At 57.5% G+C, this 14,500-nt stretch carries 13 protein-coding genes and 4 pseudogenes; 6 read left to right on the top strand and 11 right to left on the bottom strand.

Annotated features, from left to right (window positions below; all coding sequences use genetic code 11):
* Positions 1 to 74 precede the first annotated feature (74 nt).
* Positions 75 to 734: pseudogene (locus tag ACODSK_RS10655) on the bottom strand (transposase); the annotation flags it as partial.
* A 14-nt stretch (positions 735 to 748) separates the two neighbouring features.
* Here ACODSK_RS10655 and ACODSK_RS10650 point away from each other — a divergent pair.
* The 4 genes and pseudogenes from ACODSK_RS10650 to ACODSK_RS10635 all read left to right on the top strand — a co-directional run.
* Positions 749 to 960: pseudogene (locus ACODSK_RS10650) on the top strand (IS66 family transposase); the annotation flags it as partial.
* A 10-nt stretch (positions 961 to 970) separates the two neighbouring features.
* Positions 971 to 1,132, top strand: a complete 162-nt coding sequence (locus ACODSK_RS10645; RefSeq protein WP_224794393.1) for a group II intron maturase-specific domain-containing protein — start codon at positions 971 to 973, stop codon at positions 1,130 to 1,132.
* The gene (locus ACODSK_RS10640; RefSeq protein ID WP_043205095.1) at positions 1,123 to 1,428 is read left to right on the top strand and encodes a TIGR00366 family protein; all 306 of its coding nucleotides are present in this window, start codon (positions 1,123 to 1,125) and stop codon (positions 1,426 to 1,428) included. Before ACODSK_RS10645 ends, ACODSK_RS10640 begins: the two co-directional genes overlap by 10 nt.
* 126 nt (positions 1,429 to 1,554) lie before the next feature.
* Complete coding sequence (locus ACODSK_RS10635; RefSeq protein WP_191625405.1) at positions 1,555 to 1,926, top strand: LasR-specific antiactivator QslA; 372 nt, start codon at positions 1,555 to 1,557, stop codon at positions 1,924 to 1,926.
* Between the two features lie 177 nt (positions 1,927 to 2,103).
* On the opposite strand, the pseudogene ACODSK_RS10630 reads toward ACODSK_RS10635, so the two are convergent.
* From ACODSK_RS10630 to ACODSK_RS10590, 9 genes and pseudogenes are all read right to left on the bottom strand, one after another.
* Positions 2,104 to 2,373 (bottom strand): annotated as a pseudogene (locus tag ACODSK_RS10630) (methyl-accepting chemotaxis protein); the annotation flags it as partial.
* Positions 2,374 to 2,388: 15 nt separating this feature from the next.
* Positions 2,389 to 3,108 (bottom strand): annotated as a pseudogene (locus ACODSK_RS10625) (PAS domain-containing protein); the annotation flags it as partial.
* A gap of 424 nt (positions 3,109 to 3,532) precedes the next feature.
* Entirely contained in the window at positions 3,533 to 4,714 is a 1,182-nt protein-coding gene (locus tag ACODSK_RS10620) for a hypothetical protein (RefSeq protein ID WP_012723254.1), read from the bottom strand.
* Between the two features lie 172 nt (positions 4,715 to 4,886).
* Entirely contained in the window at positions 4,887 to 6,209 is a 1,323-nt protein-coding gene (locus ACODSK_RS10615) for a purine-cytosine permease family protein (protein WP_012723253.1), read from the bottom strand.
* A 111-nt stretch (positions 6,210 to 6,320) separates the two neighbouring features.
* Positions 6,321 to 7,295: a 5-oxoprolinase subunit C family protein gene (locus ACODSK_RS10610; protein WP_489015853.1), complete on the bottom strand. Its 975-nt coding sequence runs from the start codon at positions 7,293 to 7,295 to the stop codon at positions 6,321 to 6,323.
* Positions 7,292 to 8,164: a 5-oxoprolinase subunit B family protein gene (locus tag ACODSK_RS10605; RefSeq protein WP_012723251.1), complete on the bottom strand. Its 873-nt coding sequence runs from the start codon at positions 8,162 to 8,164 to the stop codon at positions 7,292 to 7,294. The genes ACODSK_RS10610 and ACODSK_RS10605 overlap by 4 nt, the downstream gene beginning before the upstream one ends.
* On the bottom strand, positions 8,161 to 9,534 hold the full coding sequence (locus tag ACODSK_RS10600; RefSeq protein ID WP_012723250.1) for an acetyl-CoA carboxylase biotin carboxylase subunit: 1,374 nt from the start codon (positions 9,532 to 9,534) through the stop codon (positions 8,161 to 8,163). Before ACODSK_RS10600 ends, ACODSK_RS10605 begins: the two co-directional genes overlap by 4 nt.
* Positions 9,535 to 9,544: 10 nt before the next feature.
* Positions 9,545 to 9,790, bottom strand: a complete 246-nt coding sequence (locus ACODSK_RS10595) for an acetyl-CoA carboxylase (RefSeq protein ID WP_012723249.1) — start codon at positions 9,788 to 9,790, stop codon at positions 9,545 to 9,547.
* Positions 9,791 to 9,882: 92 nt separating this feature from the next.
* Entirely contained in the window at positions 9,883 to 10,641 is a 759-nt protein-coding gene (locus ACODSK_RS10590; RefSeq protein ID WP_012723248.1) for a 5-oxoprolinase subunit PxpA, read from the bottom strand.
* Positions 10,642 to 10,766: 125 nt separating this feature from the next.
* Between ACODSK_RS10590 and ACODSK_RS10585 the strand changes: the two genes are divergently transcribed.
* Positions 10,767 to 11,684, top strand: coding sequence for a LysR family transcriptional regulator (locus ACODSK_RS10585; protein ID WP_012723247.1), 918 nt, complete (start codon positions 10,767 to 10,769; stop codon positions 11,682 to 11,684).
* A gap of 112 nt (positions 11,685 to 11,796) precedes the next feature.
* Here the strand turns inward: ACODSK_RS10585 and ACODSK_RS10580 are convergent, their stop codons facing one another.
* Positions 11,797 to 12,801 (bottom strand): GntR family transcriptional regulator, encoded by a 1,005-nt coding sequence (locus ACODSK_RS10580; RefSeq protein ID WP_012723246.1) that lies wholly within the window; start codon positions 12,799 to 12,801, stop codon positions 11,797 to 11,799.
* 303 nt (positions 12,802 to 13,104) lie between these two features.
* Here ACODSK_RS10580 and ACODSK_RS10575 point away from each other — a divergent pair, with 303 nt between their 5' ends.
* On the top strand, positions 13,105 to 14,463 hold the full coding sequence (locus ACODSK_RS10575; protein WP_489015852.1) for an amidase: 1,359 nt from the start codon (positions 13,105 to 13,107) through the stop codon (positions 14,461 to 14,463).
* Positions 14,464 to 14,500 lie beyond the last annotated feature (37 nt).

The following is a 14,500-nucleotide window of genomic DNA, read 5'->3' as shown; positions in this document are numbered from 1 at the left end:
GGAGACCAGCACAACAAACGCCCCTACTAGTGCGGGGCGTTTGTTTTTGTGCGGACGACAAACGAAAACGCCCTTCAGTCTATTAGCGCCATCAATTGGCGGGCCCCGATTACACTAATTGCACGTTTTAGGTTGTAGGCATTCACTGCCAAGGCGATTTCCGCTCTCGCTCCCTCCAGTTGACGCAACAGGAAGCGAGAGTCGCCAAACACCCATTCAGGTTGCCGAAGGGGTGCTCAACGTTGGATCTTCGGTTGGCCATTATCTGCGGATGGGCCAGCACTATTGCTCCATTCGCTCAACGCTTCCTCATTGGCATGGTGTGAGACGTAGCTGCGCTGAGCGCCAGTGATTGAGATTTGAGTGGGCAGGTAGCACAGTCGTTGCATCTGCCTGTTAGATCCGATCGCCCTTGTCGCGCTGTTTGAGCTATCACCACTTGCACTGCGGTAAAACCGGACGAAGGCCCGGCACGTCGCCTCAAAGGCGAGTTTATTGTTTTTACGAAAGTCGGCGATGTTCTTGACGTCGGGCTTAAGCCGGTTAATCAATCACATCACTTCGATGTTGCGCAGGCACTCGGCTTTGAGACGCTGCGATGAGCGAATCCGGCGAAACTAGCCGTAGAGGCAGAGTTTGAGCTGGTCGGCACGATCATAAGAGGGGTGCCCCGTGCTTTTGGCCAGCGTTTTATCAAAGCCCAGTTGAACCAGATCCAACTTTGATGTGTAGATCGTTTGGCGTCTGCCGTGAAGCGGTGCTGGCTCAGCAGGTCATCCACGCCGATGAACGCCGGTGCAGATGCTGGCACCTGGCAAGCAGAAAACGCTGAGAGCTTGTGTCTTTGCCTACTGCAACATGCCGCTCTCGGCGTTCAAAGCCGTGGTCTATGACTTCAGCCCCAGCCTTGCTGGTGAGCACGCGCACAATTATATAGGCTTGTGGAACGGCAAGTTGGTGTGAGACGACCATCGGGGCTCTACTTGCCAAGCTGCGAGAGTTGATCAAGACCAACAAAACAATACGGCAGGCTAACTTGATAGGTTTGCTCAACCCGGTTCTACGAGGCTGGGCGAACTATCACAGTCATGTCGTCACCAAGAAGATCTTCAACCCTGGGGCTTGGGACTAGTAGCCGGCGCACTGATCGCACGACAGGTCGCAAAGCGGCTGCCCAAGGTTCATTTTGGCTACCTCATCGCCTCCGGATACATGGGCTACTTGTTATGGACCCAGGGCTTGTCCAGCTCCATCGCCCTGGCTAACACCGATACCAACAGCCCTATTAACGTCATTTATCAACTGACCGGCATGACGTTCCCTTTCAGCCTCACGATTTTCCAGCCCTACAGCTGGATTTCCGCTGCTTCACGCATTGCGGAGTGTCTAAACATTATCACGGCGCCCACGCCCGAGCTAAAACCATGAGGCATGAACCAGCGCCTCGCCTGATAAGAAACCAGGAAGATTCGCAACGTTAGGTTACAATATCGGCTCCAGCCTGCCCCCCAGGGGCCGATATCACTGTTGGCAAGGAACTTTTCGCGTGTCTGCTTGCGTCTGTTGGATGCTGCGGCAGTGTTGTTCGACAAGGCGTTCCGATATCTGACCCGTATCCCGGCTCAACGCGTTCATCAACAGATCTGCGAATATTTCTCTGTCCCTTCCGCTGAAGACTGTCCCGGTATCCGAATCCCATGGGGTGATGAATTTGGTCCGATGATTGAGGACGGCGTTCGTTGTGCGGAGAGCTGGCTTGACGATTCATCACTACCGCTATGGTGGGCACTGGCGCAGAACCGAAAACGTCATCGTCTAGGGGACTCTCTGGAAGCTTTTGAGGCCGGTTTTCTGCTGTGTTTGCAGCAGAGTCTGATCAACTTTCGTGAAGCCGCTGCATCCCGACCAACCAGTTTTGATGCTTAAGGTTGTATTTGACGTTTGAGATCTGAATTAACCGCTCAGGCCACTAGACGTTGATTGTTCGGGTGTATGCATCGCGGGATGCCACCTGCAGATTTAACAGCAGGCACCAAGGCCGAAAACACTGGGCATCTCGCCCGCAGCGGCCGGAAAGGCGAGAAACATCGGTGCTCAGCGAGCTACCATCCCAGCGGCTTGTTCGGTAGCCTCCGTAGTACGCGTTGCGAGTTTACGAACCTCGTCAGCCACGACAGCGAAACCGCGCCCAGCCTCTCCTGCGCGCGCAGCCTCAATAGCCGCATTTAGGGCCAGGAGATTTGTCTGACTTGCGATGCCCTGTATCGTACCTACAATTTGCGACAACTGGGCGATGTTGGTTTCCAAAGTCCGCTGATGCCTAACCTCTGCGTCTCTCAACTCTTTCTGCTCGTGCTGCAGATGGACGTCCACGAGAGCGCCAACCACGTGAAGTGGAGAGCCAAGCGGATCGCGCCGGGTCTGACCGCGACCCCTGAACCAACGATAATCGCCACTTTTCATCTTCAACCGATACTCGATGTCGAATGGAGTCTTTCCTGACTTATCATTCAAGTGAGCAACGAAAGCGTTGAGGCTTCGGTCTTTATCATCCGGATGCAGCCTAGAAACCCAGCTATCCAAAACATCTGGAAACTCTTCAACAGTTTCAAAGCCGAGCAGTCTTCGGAACTGAGGCGACCACCAGAAGGGGTTTTGTGTATTCACAGGATCTCCGGCGATCACTTCCATATCCCACAATCCATCGGAGAGCATTTCTCTAGCAAGTTCAAACCTGGTGATGATGACGTCGTGTTCCTGATCACGTTCCAACTGATCATGAATATCCCTTAGCGAGCCAGCTACTCGGATCGGAGTTCCTCGCTCGTCACGAAGTGTTTCACCTTGAGCGTGGAACCATCGATAGGAACCGTTCTTCATTGCGAGCCGGTACCTTATCTTATATGGCGTGTTCCCGGACTTGTCGTTGAGATGACGAGCAAAGGCGTCGAGTGTACCCTGCTTGTCCTGTGGATGAATGCGATCCGCCCAACTGGCCAAGACATTTGGGAAATCACGTTCGTCACTAAACCCCAAAAGGTTTCGAAATTGCGACGACCACCAAAAGCTGTTCTTCGGATTAACGGGGTCGCCAGCAACAACATCCATGTCCCAAAGGCCCTCACTAGCAGCCCGATTCACTAAGTCGAATCTGATTTCATGGGCTAAGGCAGAAGCTGTTGACTCGCGAAGTAATTCACGAGCAGCTTCAAGCTCGTATTCAAGTTGGCTAATGCGCGATTGGTACTCACGATTTGATGATTCGAGAAACTCCCAGGCATCAAGGATTGATGGGGCCTCTTTGCAACCGTTGACCTGAGGTACCTTCCCGCTCCTGATAGCAGCTATTAACTGCTGAAGGGCAAAACGGTCACGACGCAAGAATGGAAAAGGGGGCATGGTATGAGACTCAATAAACGTTACGGGCACATTGATAAGGGGCAAGGTAAAACAAAACGATCGCAGCCTATGGCTGTTCCTACGTTGGAACGCGTACGCCTGAGGCTGCCGAAGGCTGCGATCTTTTCAGGGTTTAGAAGTAATACCCAATGTTCATGTACAACTGGTTTTCCCACTGGTTGCTGCCACCTGCCCCCAGACTCTGGGTGTAGCTGCTGCCACCGATGTACGGATCGTTCTTACCGTATAGCCACTCCGTGGCGATCCACAGTTTGCTGACGGAGAACGATGTGCCGAAAATCATCCGCTGCGAGGTCTTGAAGTCGTCGTCGGATTTGTCGAAGGCGCTGTAGTTGGCGTACAGCTTCACGCCGCTGATCTGATCGAACAGGTACTTGCCGCCAACGTCGTAGCTCACGTCCGCCACGTAAAGGTTGCCGCGACTGGCGACGTTGAAGGTGCCGTCGAAGCCGCCGAGGGTCACCAGTTCATCGGTGCCGGGATTGCGCGGGGACATCTGCTGCCGCGCCGCTTGCAGTTGCACGCCCCATGGACCGTTCTTGCCGATGTAGTGCACGGCCACGGCATTGCGCCGGCCGTCGTTGTTGGTGTCCTGGTTCTCCAGGGTCGAGGTCAGGCCGGAGATCCCGACTTCGGATTTCCACGGCCCCAGGTCCAGCGCCTTGGCCACCCGCAGCACCACCGTATTGCGCTCCTGGTTGTTGCTGCCATCGGCGACGTAGCTGTCGGCTTCAGACACCACGCTGGAGTAAGTATCACCCTTGCTGGTGCCTTTACCCTGCCATGCAGGGCGCAGGTAGTAGCCGGCCTGGATGTTCCAGTCGCCACTTTGCTGAATGTACTTGGCACCGATTTCTGACAGGTCTTCCAAGCCCACGACGTTGCCGAGGGTCTCGAAGAAGGTGCTGCCGAAGTATGGCTGCAAACCGAACGGCACCTGATTCAGGCCGACCTGGACCTGCTGGTCGGGGTTGAACTTGTAGCCGATCCACGCCGATTCGGCGAACTGGATGTCACCGACATTCTTTGTGTACTGATAAGGATAGGCCCGCCCATAGAAGCGATATTTGGCCGCTCCGATCCAGGTGTCAGAATTAAACTTGGCGCTGAGAAACGCGGTGTCGAAGTTGAACTTCTGGATGTCACGATCCGGGTCATAATCCCAGCGCGCACGGACCGCGCCGCCGAGGTCAAGGTTGTCGGTCACCTGAACCGCCATGGCCGGTGCCGCAAAAGCGCCGAGCAGCGGAATTAGAGCAATGGAACGGATAGCACGAGGGGTGGTTGTGCGCACAGTGATACTCCCGATTTTCTGATTATTGTTGGGAACAGCAGCCCGGGCCGCAGCGAACGCTGCGACATGAGTAAAGGGTTATAGAGTCATTTGGCTTGAGGTCGGATCAGCCTTCCAATGCCCGCCTTCCATTGTTGGAGCCGGTTGGTCTGGAAGGTATTACTGCAAAATCCTACTCTGCCGACTTCAACCGTAACCGGCTTCGATGGGACAAGCCTGCCTGCAATGCAAATGCAACGATCACAGTCGAGGGTGCGGAAAAGCTGCTCAGGCCAGGGCCGGAGAACATCAGTGCCAGTCCCAATGCGGTGGCGCCAAACCAGGCGCTCAAGCCCGCCGAATTGAACGCTTTCACCCGTTCGAGCGCCGCCACTTCACTGCGTCCGTAAAGAATCTGCGCCAACGCCACACCCACCCAGGCCACCACGAAAATCCCCTGATAGGCCAACGCTTTAAGTAAGTAAGTAAACACGTCCGCGAGCATCAGGCCGTACACGATCACCCCAACCGTCAGCGCCCACATCAAGTACGAACCGCGGATGCCAAAGCGGGCAAAGAATGCCTGCATGTTCATCGTCGCCAGATAGTAATTGGCCGTGTTGATCCGGGTTTGCGTGGCCCAGACAAACAGCAACCCCCACAAGCCCATCAACTGTAAAATTGCCATCACCACCGAGACTTCGTTCAGCGCGCCTTCGTGGGGAATGCTGCTGACCAGGTAGATGCCCGCCGCGCCGTTAAGTAGAAACGTCACCGCGTAGAACGGCATGCCGAAGTTCCAGCGGCCGTGATACTCGGCGTCTTTAGGCTTGCCGAAACGGGCGTAGTCGAAGGTGAACAGCATCAACACCCAGATGCCCATGTACGCAACAAAGCAATCCCACCAACCGAAGGCACTAGGGGTTGCCGGGCCGAAATCCAGCCATTGCGGCTGGTAGCCATAACGACTGATCGACAGCCCCACCGCCACCAGCAAGCCACCCAGGTACACCGGCAGCAACACGCCGTTGAGCTTGTCCAGCCAGTGCTGCACGCTGCCCAGGATCATCGGCACGCTGTACAGCACCACCAGCAACGCGGCCAGCGGGAAGACCAGCTGCGGATACAGGTGATTGAGCGCCACGGCGATCACCGAGCCTTCGAATACTGCGTAATAGATGGCCGTCGAGAAGAAGATCAAAGTCGCCAGGCACGCCCCGGTGCTGCCGAACAGCAACCGTGAAAACAACGCCACCGACAAACCGCTGCGGATGGCGAAGCGACTGAGCACCGAGTTGACCAGGCCGTAGCTGATCACCGACAGCACCATGCCGATCAGGGCATTGCGGGCGCCGTACGACAACGCCAGCGATGCGCCGACCACGATGTAGAACATTGCACTGCAGACCGCCCACCAGGCCATGGTCAGGGACAGCCGCCCCATGCGTGCGTCGGCGGGAACGGGGTGATTGGCCGGGTCTTGCCCGGTTTGACTCGATTGCGATAAAGCAGCCATATGCGTGAACTCCAAAACCAGTCAAAGGTTGAAGCGCGGGCAGCCGTCACCGCACTGAAGTGCGACGTTGGCTTGCCGTTTAGCATTACCCGCGCGATGCGGCGGGCAGAATCAGGAAGGGAACAGCTTGCTCAGGCAGCTGAGTTTTTTCTTATAGGAACGTCGCGCTTCCAGCGCCTCTTCGAGGGTCACCGCGACAAAGCGGGCCTTCTGGTTGGGTTGCATCTGGCCGATCAGGTCGAGGTCGGCGCTGATCACCGTGCCAATCATCGCGTAGCCGCCACCGGACACGGCGTCGCGGTGCAACACAATCGGTTCGAGCCCGGCCGGGACCTGAATCGAGCCGATCGGGTAGCAACTGTCGACGATGTTCGATGGATCGGAACCGGCGCCGAACGGTTGCTCTCGCGGCTTAAAATTCAGCGCGCTGCCGCCCTTGAAGCGATAGCCGATACGGTCGGCTTCAGAGCCGACCGTCCACGGCTCGGCGAAAAAGCTTTTCGCCGCCGATTCGGTCAAGCGGTGGTAGTACAGACCGGGCACCACCCGCAGGGTGATTTCGCCACCCAGCGCCTGGCGCAATGCCATGGGCAAACTGGCCCCTGCGCGGCTCTTGCCCCTGGCGATACCGATCGGCAATTCGTCGCCCGCGATCAACCGACGCCCCTGAAAACCGCCCAGCGCGCCGAGCGCATAGGTCGAGCGACTGCCAAGTACGATCGGCACATCAATGCCACCGGCCACCGCCAAATAAGCTCGGGCACCGGCCTTCGGAAAGTCAAAGCGCAACACTTGCCCGGCCTTCACCGCGAACGCGGTGTCGTGGTGCATTTCCACGCCATCGACCCGTGCCGACATGAGCGCGCCGCAGACCGCCACCAGTGCATCCTGCTGAAACTCCAGCTCCGGTCCAAGCAACGTGCATTCCAGCGCCGCCGAACCAGCCGGGTTACCAACCAGTTGATTGGCCGCGCTCAAGGCGTATTGATCGAGCGCACCGGAAGGTGGAATGCCCAAGTGGTAATAACCTTCGCGGCCCAGGTCCTGCACCGAAGTCGCGAGGCCGGGTTTGAGGATCTTGATCATGCCAACACCTCCTGTAGCGACTTGGGATAGCCGACGGGATCGGCCAGAAAGGCATCCAGGGAAAATTCTACCGGCCGGATCCGCAGATCGAAGCGCCCGGCTTCCACGTCGGCCACCGCCTGGTCATAGGCCTCACGGTCCATCGGTTTGAATTGCACGATGTCGCCCGGACGGAAAAACACCATGTGCTCCTTGAGGTACGCCAGGTTCTGCTGCGGGTCGTAGATCGGTGCCGGCGTGACGCCGAACATCTGGTAGCCGCCGGCACCGCGCACCGAGTAGATGCAGCCGAAGCAACCGCCATGCCCCAGGGTCAACTTCGGCGTGTCGGTGCGCGGTCGCAGGTATTTGGGCACCTGCAACTGACGCTCGCGCTCGACCATCTGGAACATGAACGGCAGACCCGCGACGAAGCCGACCATAGAGACAAACCACGGCGCACCACTGTGGGCGGCGATGAACGCATCGACGTCTGCCAGGCCGTTAATTCGCGCGGCGTATTCCAGGTCCGTGGCGCTCGGGTCTTGATGACGGTCGCGAAAACGCATCAAGATTTCGTGGGTCCAGGGGTCGTTATAGAGCACCGGAATCTCGATGATCCGCGTCTGCAACGTGCGCTCGGCGACGGCCCCGGCCTCGGCGATTTTTACCGCTTCGAGCAAGCTGTGTGGGGCGATGCGATCCGGGTCAAAACGGATCTGAAATGACGCGTTGGCCAAACACACATCGAGCACACCATCGAGCGCCAGACGTTCGACTGCGCGGGTAACCGCCATGCCTTTGAAGAAGGCTTCAAGGGACATGCTGTCGCTGACTTCGGCAAACAAATGTTCATCGGCGCCGAAGCTGTAGCGGATTGGAGTGCTCATGCTTGACCTCCACGGCCACGCTCGGCCAACCAGGTTTCCAGGGTGCCGGTGTGGAAGTCGGCGCTGTGCAACCACGGTTGTTCCAGCAATTCGCCGTGCAGCGACAAGGTGGTGGCCATGCCGGAGAGCGTGGTGTGCTTCACTGCCAGCCGTGCGCGAGTCAAGGCCTCGGCACGATCACGACCATGGACAATCAGCTTGGCCAGCAGCGAGTCATAGTACGGCGGCACGCGGTAGCCTTGATAGAGATGGGTGTCGACCCGAACGCCCTCGCCTTGCGGCCAGATCAACGATTCGACCAGACCGGGGCTGGGGAAGAAATCCCGCTCCGGGTCTTCGGCGTTCAGGCGCATTTGCAGGGCGGCACCATTGAGCTGGATGTCGCTTTGCTTGAAGCCCAGCGGCTCGCCACCGGCAATGCGCAACATCGCCTGAACTAGGTCGATGCCGGTTATCAGTTCACTGACCGGATGCTCGACCTGAATCCGCGTGTTCATCTCGATAAAAAAGAACTCGCCGGTCACGTCATCATATAGGTATTCCAGTGTGCCGGCGCCCTTGTAGCCCAGGGACTCGGTGAGGCGCACGGCGCTGGTGCAGAGCGTCTCGCGTTGCTGCGGGTTGAGGGCCGGCGATGGCGCTTCCTCGAAAATCTTCTGCCGACGACGTTGCAACGAACACTCACGCTCAAACAAGTGCACCGCGTGCTGACCGTCGCCCAACACTTGAACTTCGATGTGCCGTGCGCGGCTGATGAAGCGCTCCAGGTACACCGCGCCGTTGCCGAACGCAGCCTGGGCTTCGCGCTGGGATCGGGGGAACTCTTCAGCCAGTTGTTCGGCGTTTTCCGCCAGGCGAATACCCCGCCCGCCACCGCCGGCCGAGGCTTTGATCAACAGTGGAAAGCCAACGGCTTCGGCGGCCTTGAGCGCCGATTCGACATCGAACAGTTCACCGGGCGAACCGGGCACCACGGGCACGCCCGCTTCCTGCGCGGTGCGCCGGGCTTCGGCCTTGTCGCCCATGCGCCGGATCGTCTCCGGGCTCGGGCCGACGAAAATGGCCCCGGCCGCCAGCACCGCCTCGGCGAAGTCGGCGTTTTCCGAGAGAAAGCCATAACCCGGATGGACCGCGTTGGCGCCCGTGGCTTTCAGGGCGCCGAGCAATGCCTCGACGTTCAGGTAACTCTTGTCAGCGCGGGCCGGACCGAGAAGGTGCACCTCGTCGGCCATGCGCGCCGCCCGGGAATCGACGTCCGCTTCGCTGCACGCGGCAACCGTGGGAATCCCCAGTGCTTTGGCAGCACGGATAATCCGCACAGCGATCTCGCCACGGTTGGCGACCAGCAATTTTTGAATGGCTTGCGTCATGATCGCGCCCTCACTCGTCGTCGAGTGTTGCGACGACTTGACCCGGTTCCACCGGATCACCGTCTTCCGCCAGGAATGCGCTGAGGCGACCGGCCGTCCCGGCGGTCAGTTCGGAAAACTGCTTCATAACCTCGATCAAGCCAATCACCGTGTCGGCGCTGACCTGCGCGCCGACCTCGACGAAGTTCGCCGATTCAGGGGTGGCTTTGCGGTAGAAGGTCCCCGGCAACGGGGTGATTACAGTGTGTTCGGCCATGTCTGTTCCTCTTGGAATAGTTGTAGAAAGGCAGGCAAAAATGAATCGGTGTGCAAACCTGGCGTCTGCGTGCCAGGCGTTTTCGTCTAATATCAGCGCGGCGCGCGAACCTTGATTCCGGCGCCATCGAGCGCATTGCGGGTGGCTTCGACCAACGCCAGCGCGCCCGGTGTGTCGCTGTGCAAACAGATGGAATCGAATGCGATCGCCAGGTCTTCGCCCTCGACGGTGCGCACCACGCCTTCCTGACAGGCCCGCAGGACCCGCGCCGCGACCTGCGCTGGATCGTAGGCACGCACGTTGCGGGTAAAGACGATGGAGCCGCTGAGGTCGTATTCGCGGTCGGCGTAAAACTCGCGGATCACTGGTTGGCCGAGTTCCGTAGCAACCCGCCAAATTACCGAATCAGGCATGCAATACAGCAGCAGCTCAGGCTCCAGGCGCTGCAGGTTTTCCACCAGCAAGCGCGCCGCTTCTTCGTCCCGAGCCAGGTGCATATAGAGCGCGCCGTGGGGTTTGATGTGTTGCAAGGCCACGCCCTGGACCCTGGCGAGTTCACGCAAGGCGCCGAGTTGATAAAGCATGTCGTCCACCAACTCCTGCGCCGGTGCATTGATGTGCCGGCGGCCGAAACCGACCAGGTCGCGGAATCCCGGATGGGCGCCGATGGCGACGCCCAGGCGCTTGGCCTGCTCGACCGTGCGACGCATAGTGCCGGGATCGCCGGCATGGAAACCGGTGGCGATATTGGCCGAGCTGATAAAACTCATCAGTTCATTGTCAACGCCATCACCGATGGTCCATGGGCCAAAGCCTTCACCCATGTCCGAGTTAAAATCTACTGCCTGCATGACGCTTGCTCCCGACGCTTGTGACTTCATGCAGGTCAAGCTAGATTACCGCGAACCCCTTGGGAAGATCTATTATCAGATAGGCCATCTTCTGAAAAACAGATACCTAATCGCCCGGAGTGCTCATGTCCCTAACCCTGCGCCAGATCCGCTATTTCGTCGCCACGGCCGAAGTCGGGCAAATCTCTCAAGCTGCGATTCATCTGAATATTTCCCAGTCGGCCGTGACTACGGCGATCAAGGAACTGGAAGGCATCATTGGCGCGCTGCTGTTCCAACGCTCGGCCCAGGGCATGAGCCTGACAGACGCCGGGCGGCACTTTCTGAATCGGGCCTATGTGATTTTGCGCAGCGTCGATGACGCGTTGAACAGCCCGTTGCCGGACATCCGCGCTAGCGGCGTGTTGCGGTTGGCGGCGAGCTACACGGTGATTGGTTACTTCCTGCCGCACCATTTGCAGCGGCTGGAGCATTGGCATCCGGATGTGACCATCGAAGTCCACGAACAAGAACGGACGGCCATCGAAGAAGGTCTGCTCGAAGGTCGCTTCGACATGGCAGTGGTGCTGACCGCAAACCTCACGCTCCCGGACATCGTTTCGGAAACTCTCTTCAGCTCCGAGCGGCGGTTGTGGCTGCCCAGCCACCACCCCCTGTGCGAACGCTCAGCCGTAAGCCTCGCTGACGTGGTGAAAGAGCCCTACATCCTGCTGACAGTCGACGAGGCCGAACAAAGTGCGATGCGTTACTGGGAACACGCACATCAACAACCGAACGTCAAGGTGCGCACCAGTTCCGTCGAGGCGGTGCGCAGCATGGTCGCCAATGGCAGCGGCGTAGCGATCCTCTCTGATCTAGTGCACCGTCCCTGGTCACTGGAAGGCAAACGCATAGAAACACTGACCATCACCGAACAGGTGACACCGATGAGCGTCGGACTGGCGTGGCATCGCGAACGTGAATTCAGCCCGGCGATGCACGCATTTCGAAATTATTTCCACGATGCATTTTTGGCACCCCAACAGCATTCCGCACGACGCTGAAAGATACGTAAAAGTAATCCACCGGCTTGACCTCATAAACGGTCATATCAGGGATTGAAAAAATGCAGTTAACTGAAAATTGGCGAGTTGCATCCGATGATAAAGGCGCCCTTCAAGCAAGTCTTTCCAAGTAGCGAGGCACTTCAGGCTCCGGAAGTACGGATAGCACCTTCAGGCGCTGCAAGGTTCGCTCGCGGGCTTTGGATATGTGGTCTCGAAGGCAGGAGCAGGCTGAGTCAACTGTTCCGTAAAGCAGTGCCTCAAAAACTAGCCTGTGCTCTACCAGCATGGCCTCATCGTTGCTTGTGTTCAGAGACTCGTGCAGAACACGTCCGACATTCAACGGAATCTGACACTGGCGAATGACTGCAGCCATTCGAGCGTTACTCAACCCTGCTAGGCAAGTGACGTGCAGATCCTGTTCGAGCTGTTCTATGTCTACTCGTTGGACACCTCGCCCAGCTTCTTGCGCCCTGATTATTCGCCCCAACATATTTTCAAGGTCGCCGCGTGGGACATGCTCTACACCTTGGCGAAGTGCATCAGGCTCAAGAAGCATGCGCAGCTCATAGTCCTGTTTGACTGCCTCTGCAGTTAACGGCCCTGCCAACCATTGAGAGTAAGGCTCCTTTTCTACCAAGCCTTTATCCCTGAGACGCATCAGAGCTTCCCTGACCACGTTTCTGCTGACGTTCAATTCTTCAGATGCGCTTTGCTCATCTATTCGGTAGTGCCCAAAGACCATAAAGCGAATAACCGTTTCCGCCAAGTGATCGTAAATGCGCTCACCTAGAGGTCGATAATCGATCAAATCTTCCTGAGGTTCTAGTCCGAGCAACTCACGTGTCAGCGGGACGCGTATTGGGGCTTTGCTCCGACCATCAGGATCAATGAGAAATCCACGGCCTTCAAAGCGACGGATCAAGCCCTCCTCATGCAAGAGATTGAGTGCCTGGCGCACCGGTACGCGGCTAGTACCGAAGAGTTCGGCTAGAGGTGCTTCTACCAATACAAGTCCAGCAGTCGCTTGCCCGCTAAGAATCGCTTCACGCAGCGCGTTGCGGATGGTTTCGTAGCGTGAGGCCGGTCGATCTTCGGTCGGTAGTGCTGCAGGCATCAAGACTGTTCTCAAGAAACGGGGGGTGGGTGAGTTTCTCACACGATAAGCGAGATGTGATCGCGATCGGTAACACCTCATTGATCAGTTTTAGGGCGAGCGTGTTACCAAAAACCCCAAAATGGATCATTTTATTAAAAATACAATTTTCAAGCCATGGCCTGACAGGATGCTGTGTCCCTCTACCAACCTCCCGGCGCTGAGCCATCTGCCGCATTATGTGTTGAGCGAATACGCGACTTGGCACGGTCGATGCTTTTGGTAATGTATGTATTAATAAAATATACATTTTAGAGGTCTACCATGCTTGCCGATGCCTTTTCCTTGGCTCAGAAATTTGCCGACGGAACGTCCGACCCTGTCACGGCCCTTAAAGATGCGTTGAAACTCAGCGCAGACGCGCCTGCTGCATTCATCACATTTTGTGAGGATCGAGCGCAGCGTGAAGCTGCAGCTGCACAGGCACGCTGGAAAGCCGGGCAGCCCTTGTCTCGATTCGACGGCGTCCCGGTAGCTTGGAAAGATCTATACGACCTGGCCGGATATGTGACTACCGCAGGCGCGAAAGTACTTTTACATACCCCCCCTGCTTCACACGACTGCGCGCTGGCTGTGGCACTTAGCCGCGCAGGTCTTGTGAGCATAGGGAAAACCAACCTGAGCGAATTGGCATACTCAGGCCTGGGACTCAATCCCCACTTTGGCACGCCGGTCAATGCCGCGTCGAAAGATGAAGTGCGCGTACCTGGTGGATCCTCATCAGGATCTGCTATCGCTGTGGCGCGAGGCATCGTACCTATCGCCATGAGCACCGATACAGCGGGATCAATACGAGTGCCGGCAGCTTTCAATGGCTTGGTTGGCTATCGAAGCAGCTCGCGCCGTTACTCGTTTGCTGGGGTCATGCCCCTTGCACGCACGCTTGACTCATTGGGGCCTATCACTCACAGCGTTCGCGACGCTATTGCGGTCGATAACCTTTTGCTGGGCGATCGACGAGGGCTGTCCTTCGAGACTACAGGCCTTCCAGTAGCAGGGCTTAGGCTCCGTGTGGACATCAAGGTGCTCAATGACACACGTATTCAGCCAGCAGTGAAATCTAACCTTCTTACCGCAGTTGAGAAGCTGGCTCTGGCAGGAGCAGTAATCGAAGAAACGCCGGTTCTCGCGTTCCATCAAGCGCTGGAACTCATAGAGCAGGTGGGGTGGCTTGGAAGTGCTGAGGCCTTCGCACTCCATCAAGAGCTCCTAGATAGCCCAGCGGCAGAGCAACTTGATCCAAGGGTTCGAAAGAGGCTTGAGACCGCCCGAACATTTCCTGCCAGCAAGCAGGTGCGCTTGTACCAGGCCGCTGAGGCGCTGAAAAAGCAAATTACGAGCGAATTGGACGGCGCCTTCTTGATCACTCCTACCGTCGCGCATGTTGCCCCCCTACTTACGCCTCTTGAAGAAGATGCCAGCATCTTTGCTGCCACCAACCTGGCGACGCTACGGCTAACGATGCCGGGAAGCATGTTGGACATGCCTGGCGTTGCGCTGCCCAGCGGGATCGGTGATGCCGGGATGCCTACCAGCCTGCTTCTTTCGAGCTTCAGCGGAAATGACGAAGAGCTGCTCCGAGCCGCTTTAACCGTCGAGTCATACATTCGAGTCACTGAATAAATACGCATGGGATGCGGGGCTCTTACACCTGCATTCA

The sequence above is a fragment of the Pseudomonas sp. FG98 genome, assembly GCF_057808595.1.
Note: the sequence above shows the minus strand (reverse complement) of the source record. Positions and strands in the feature narration are given on the sequence as shown.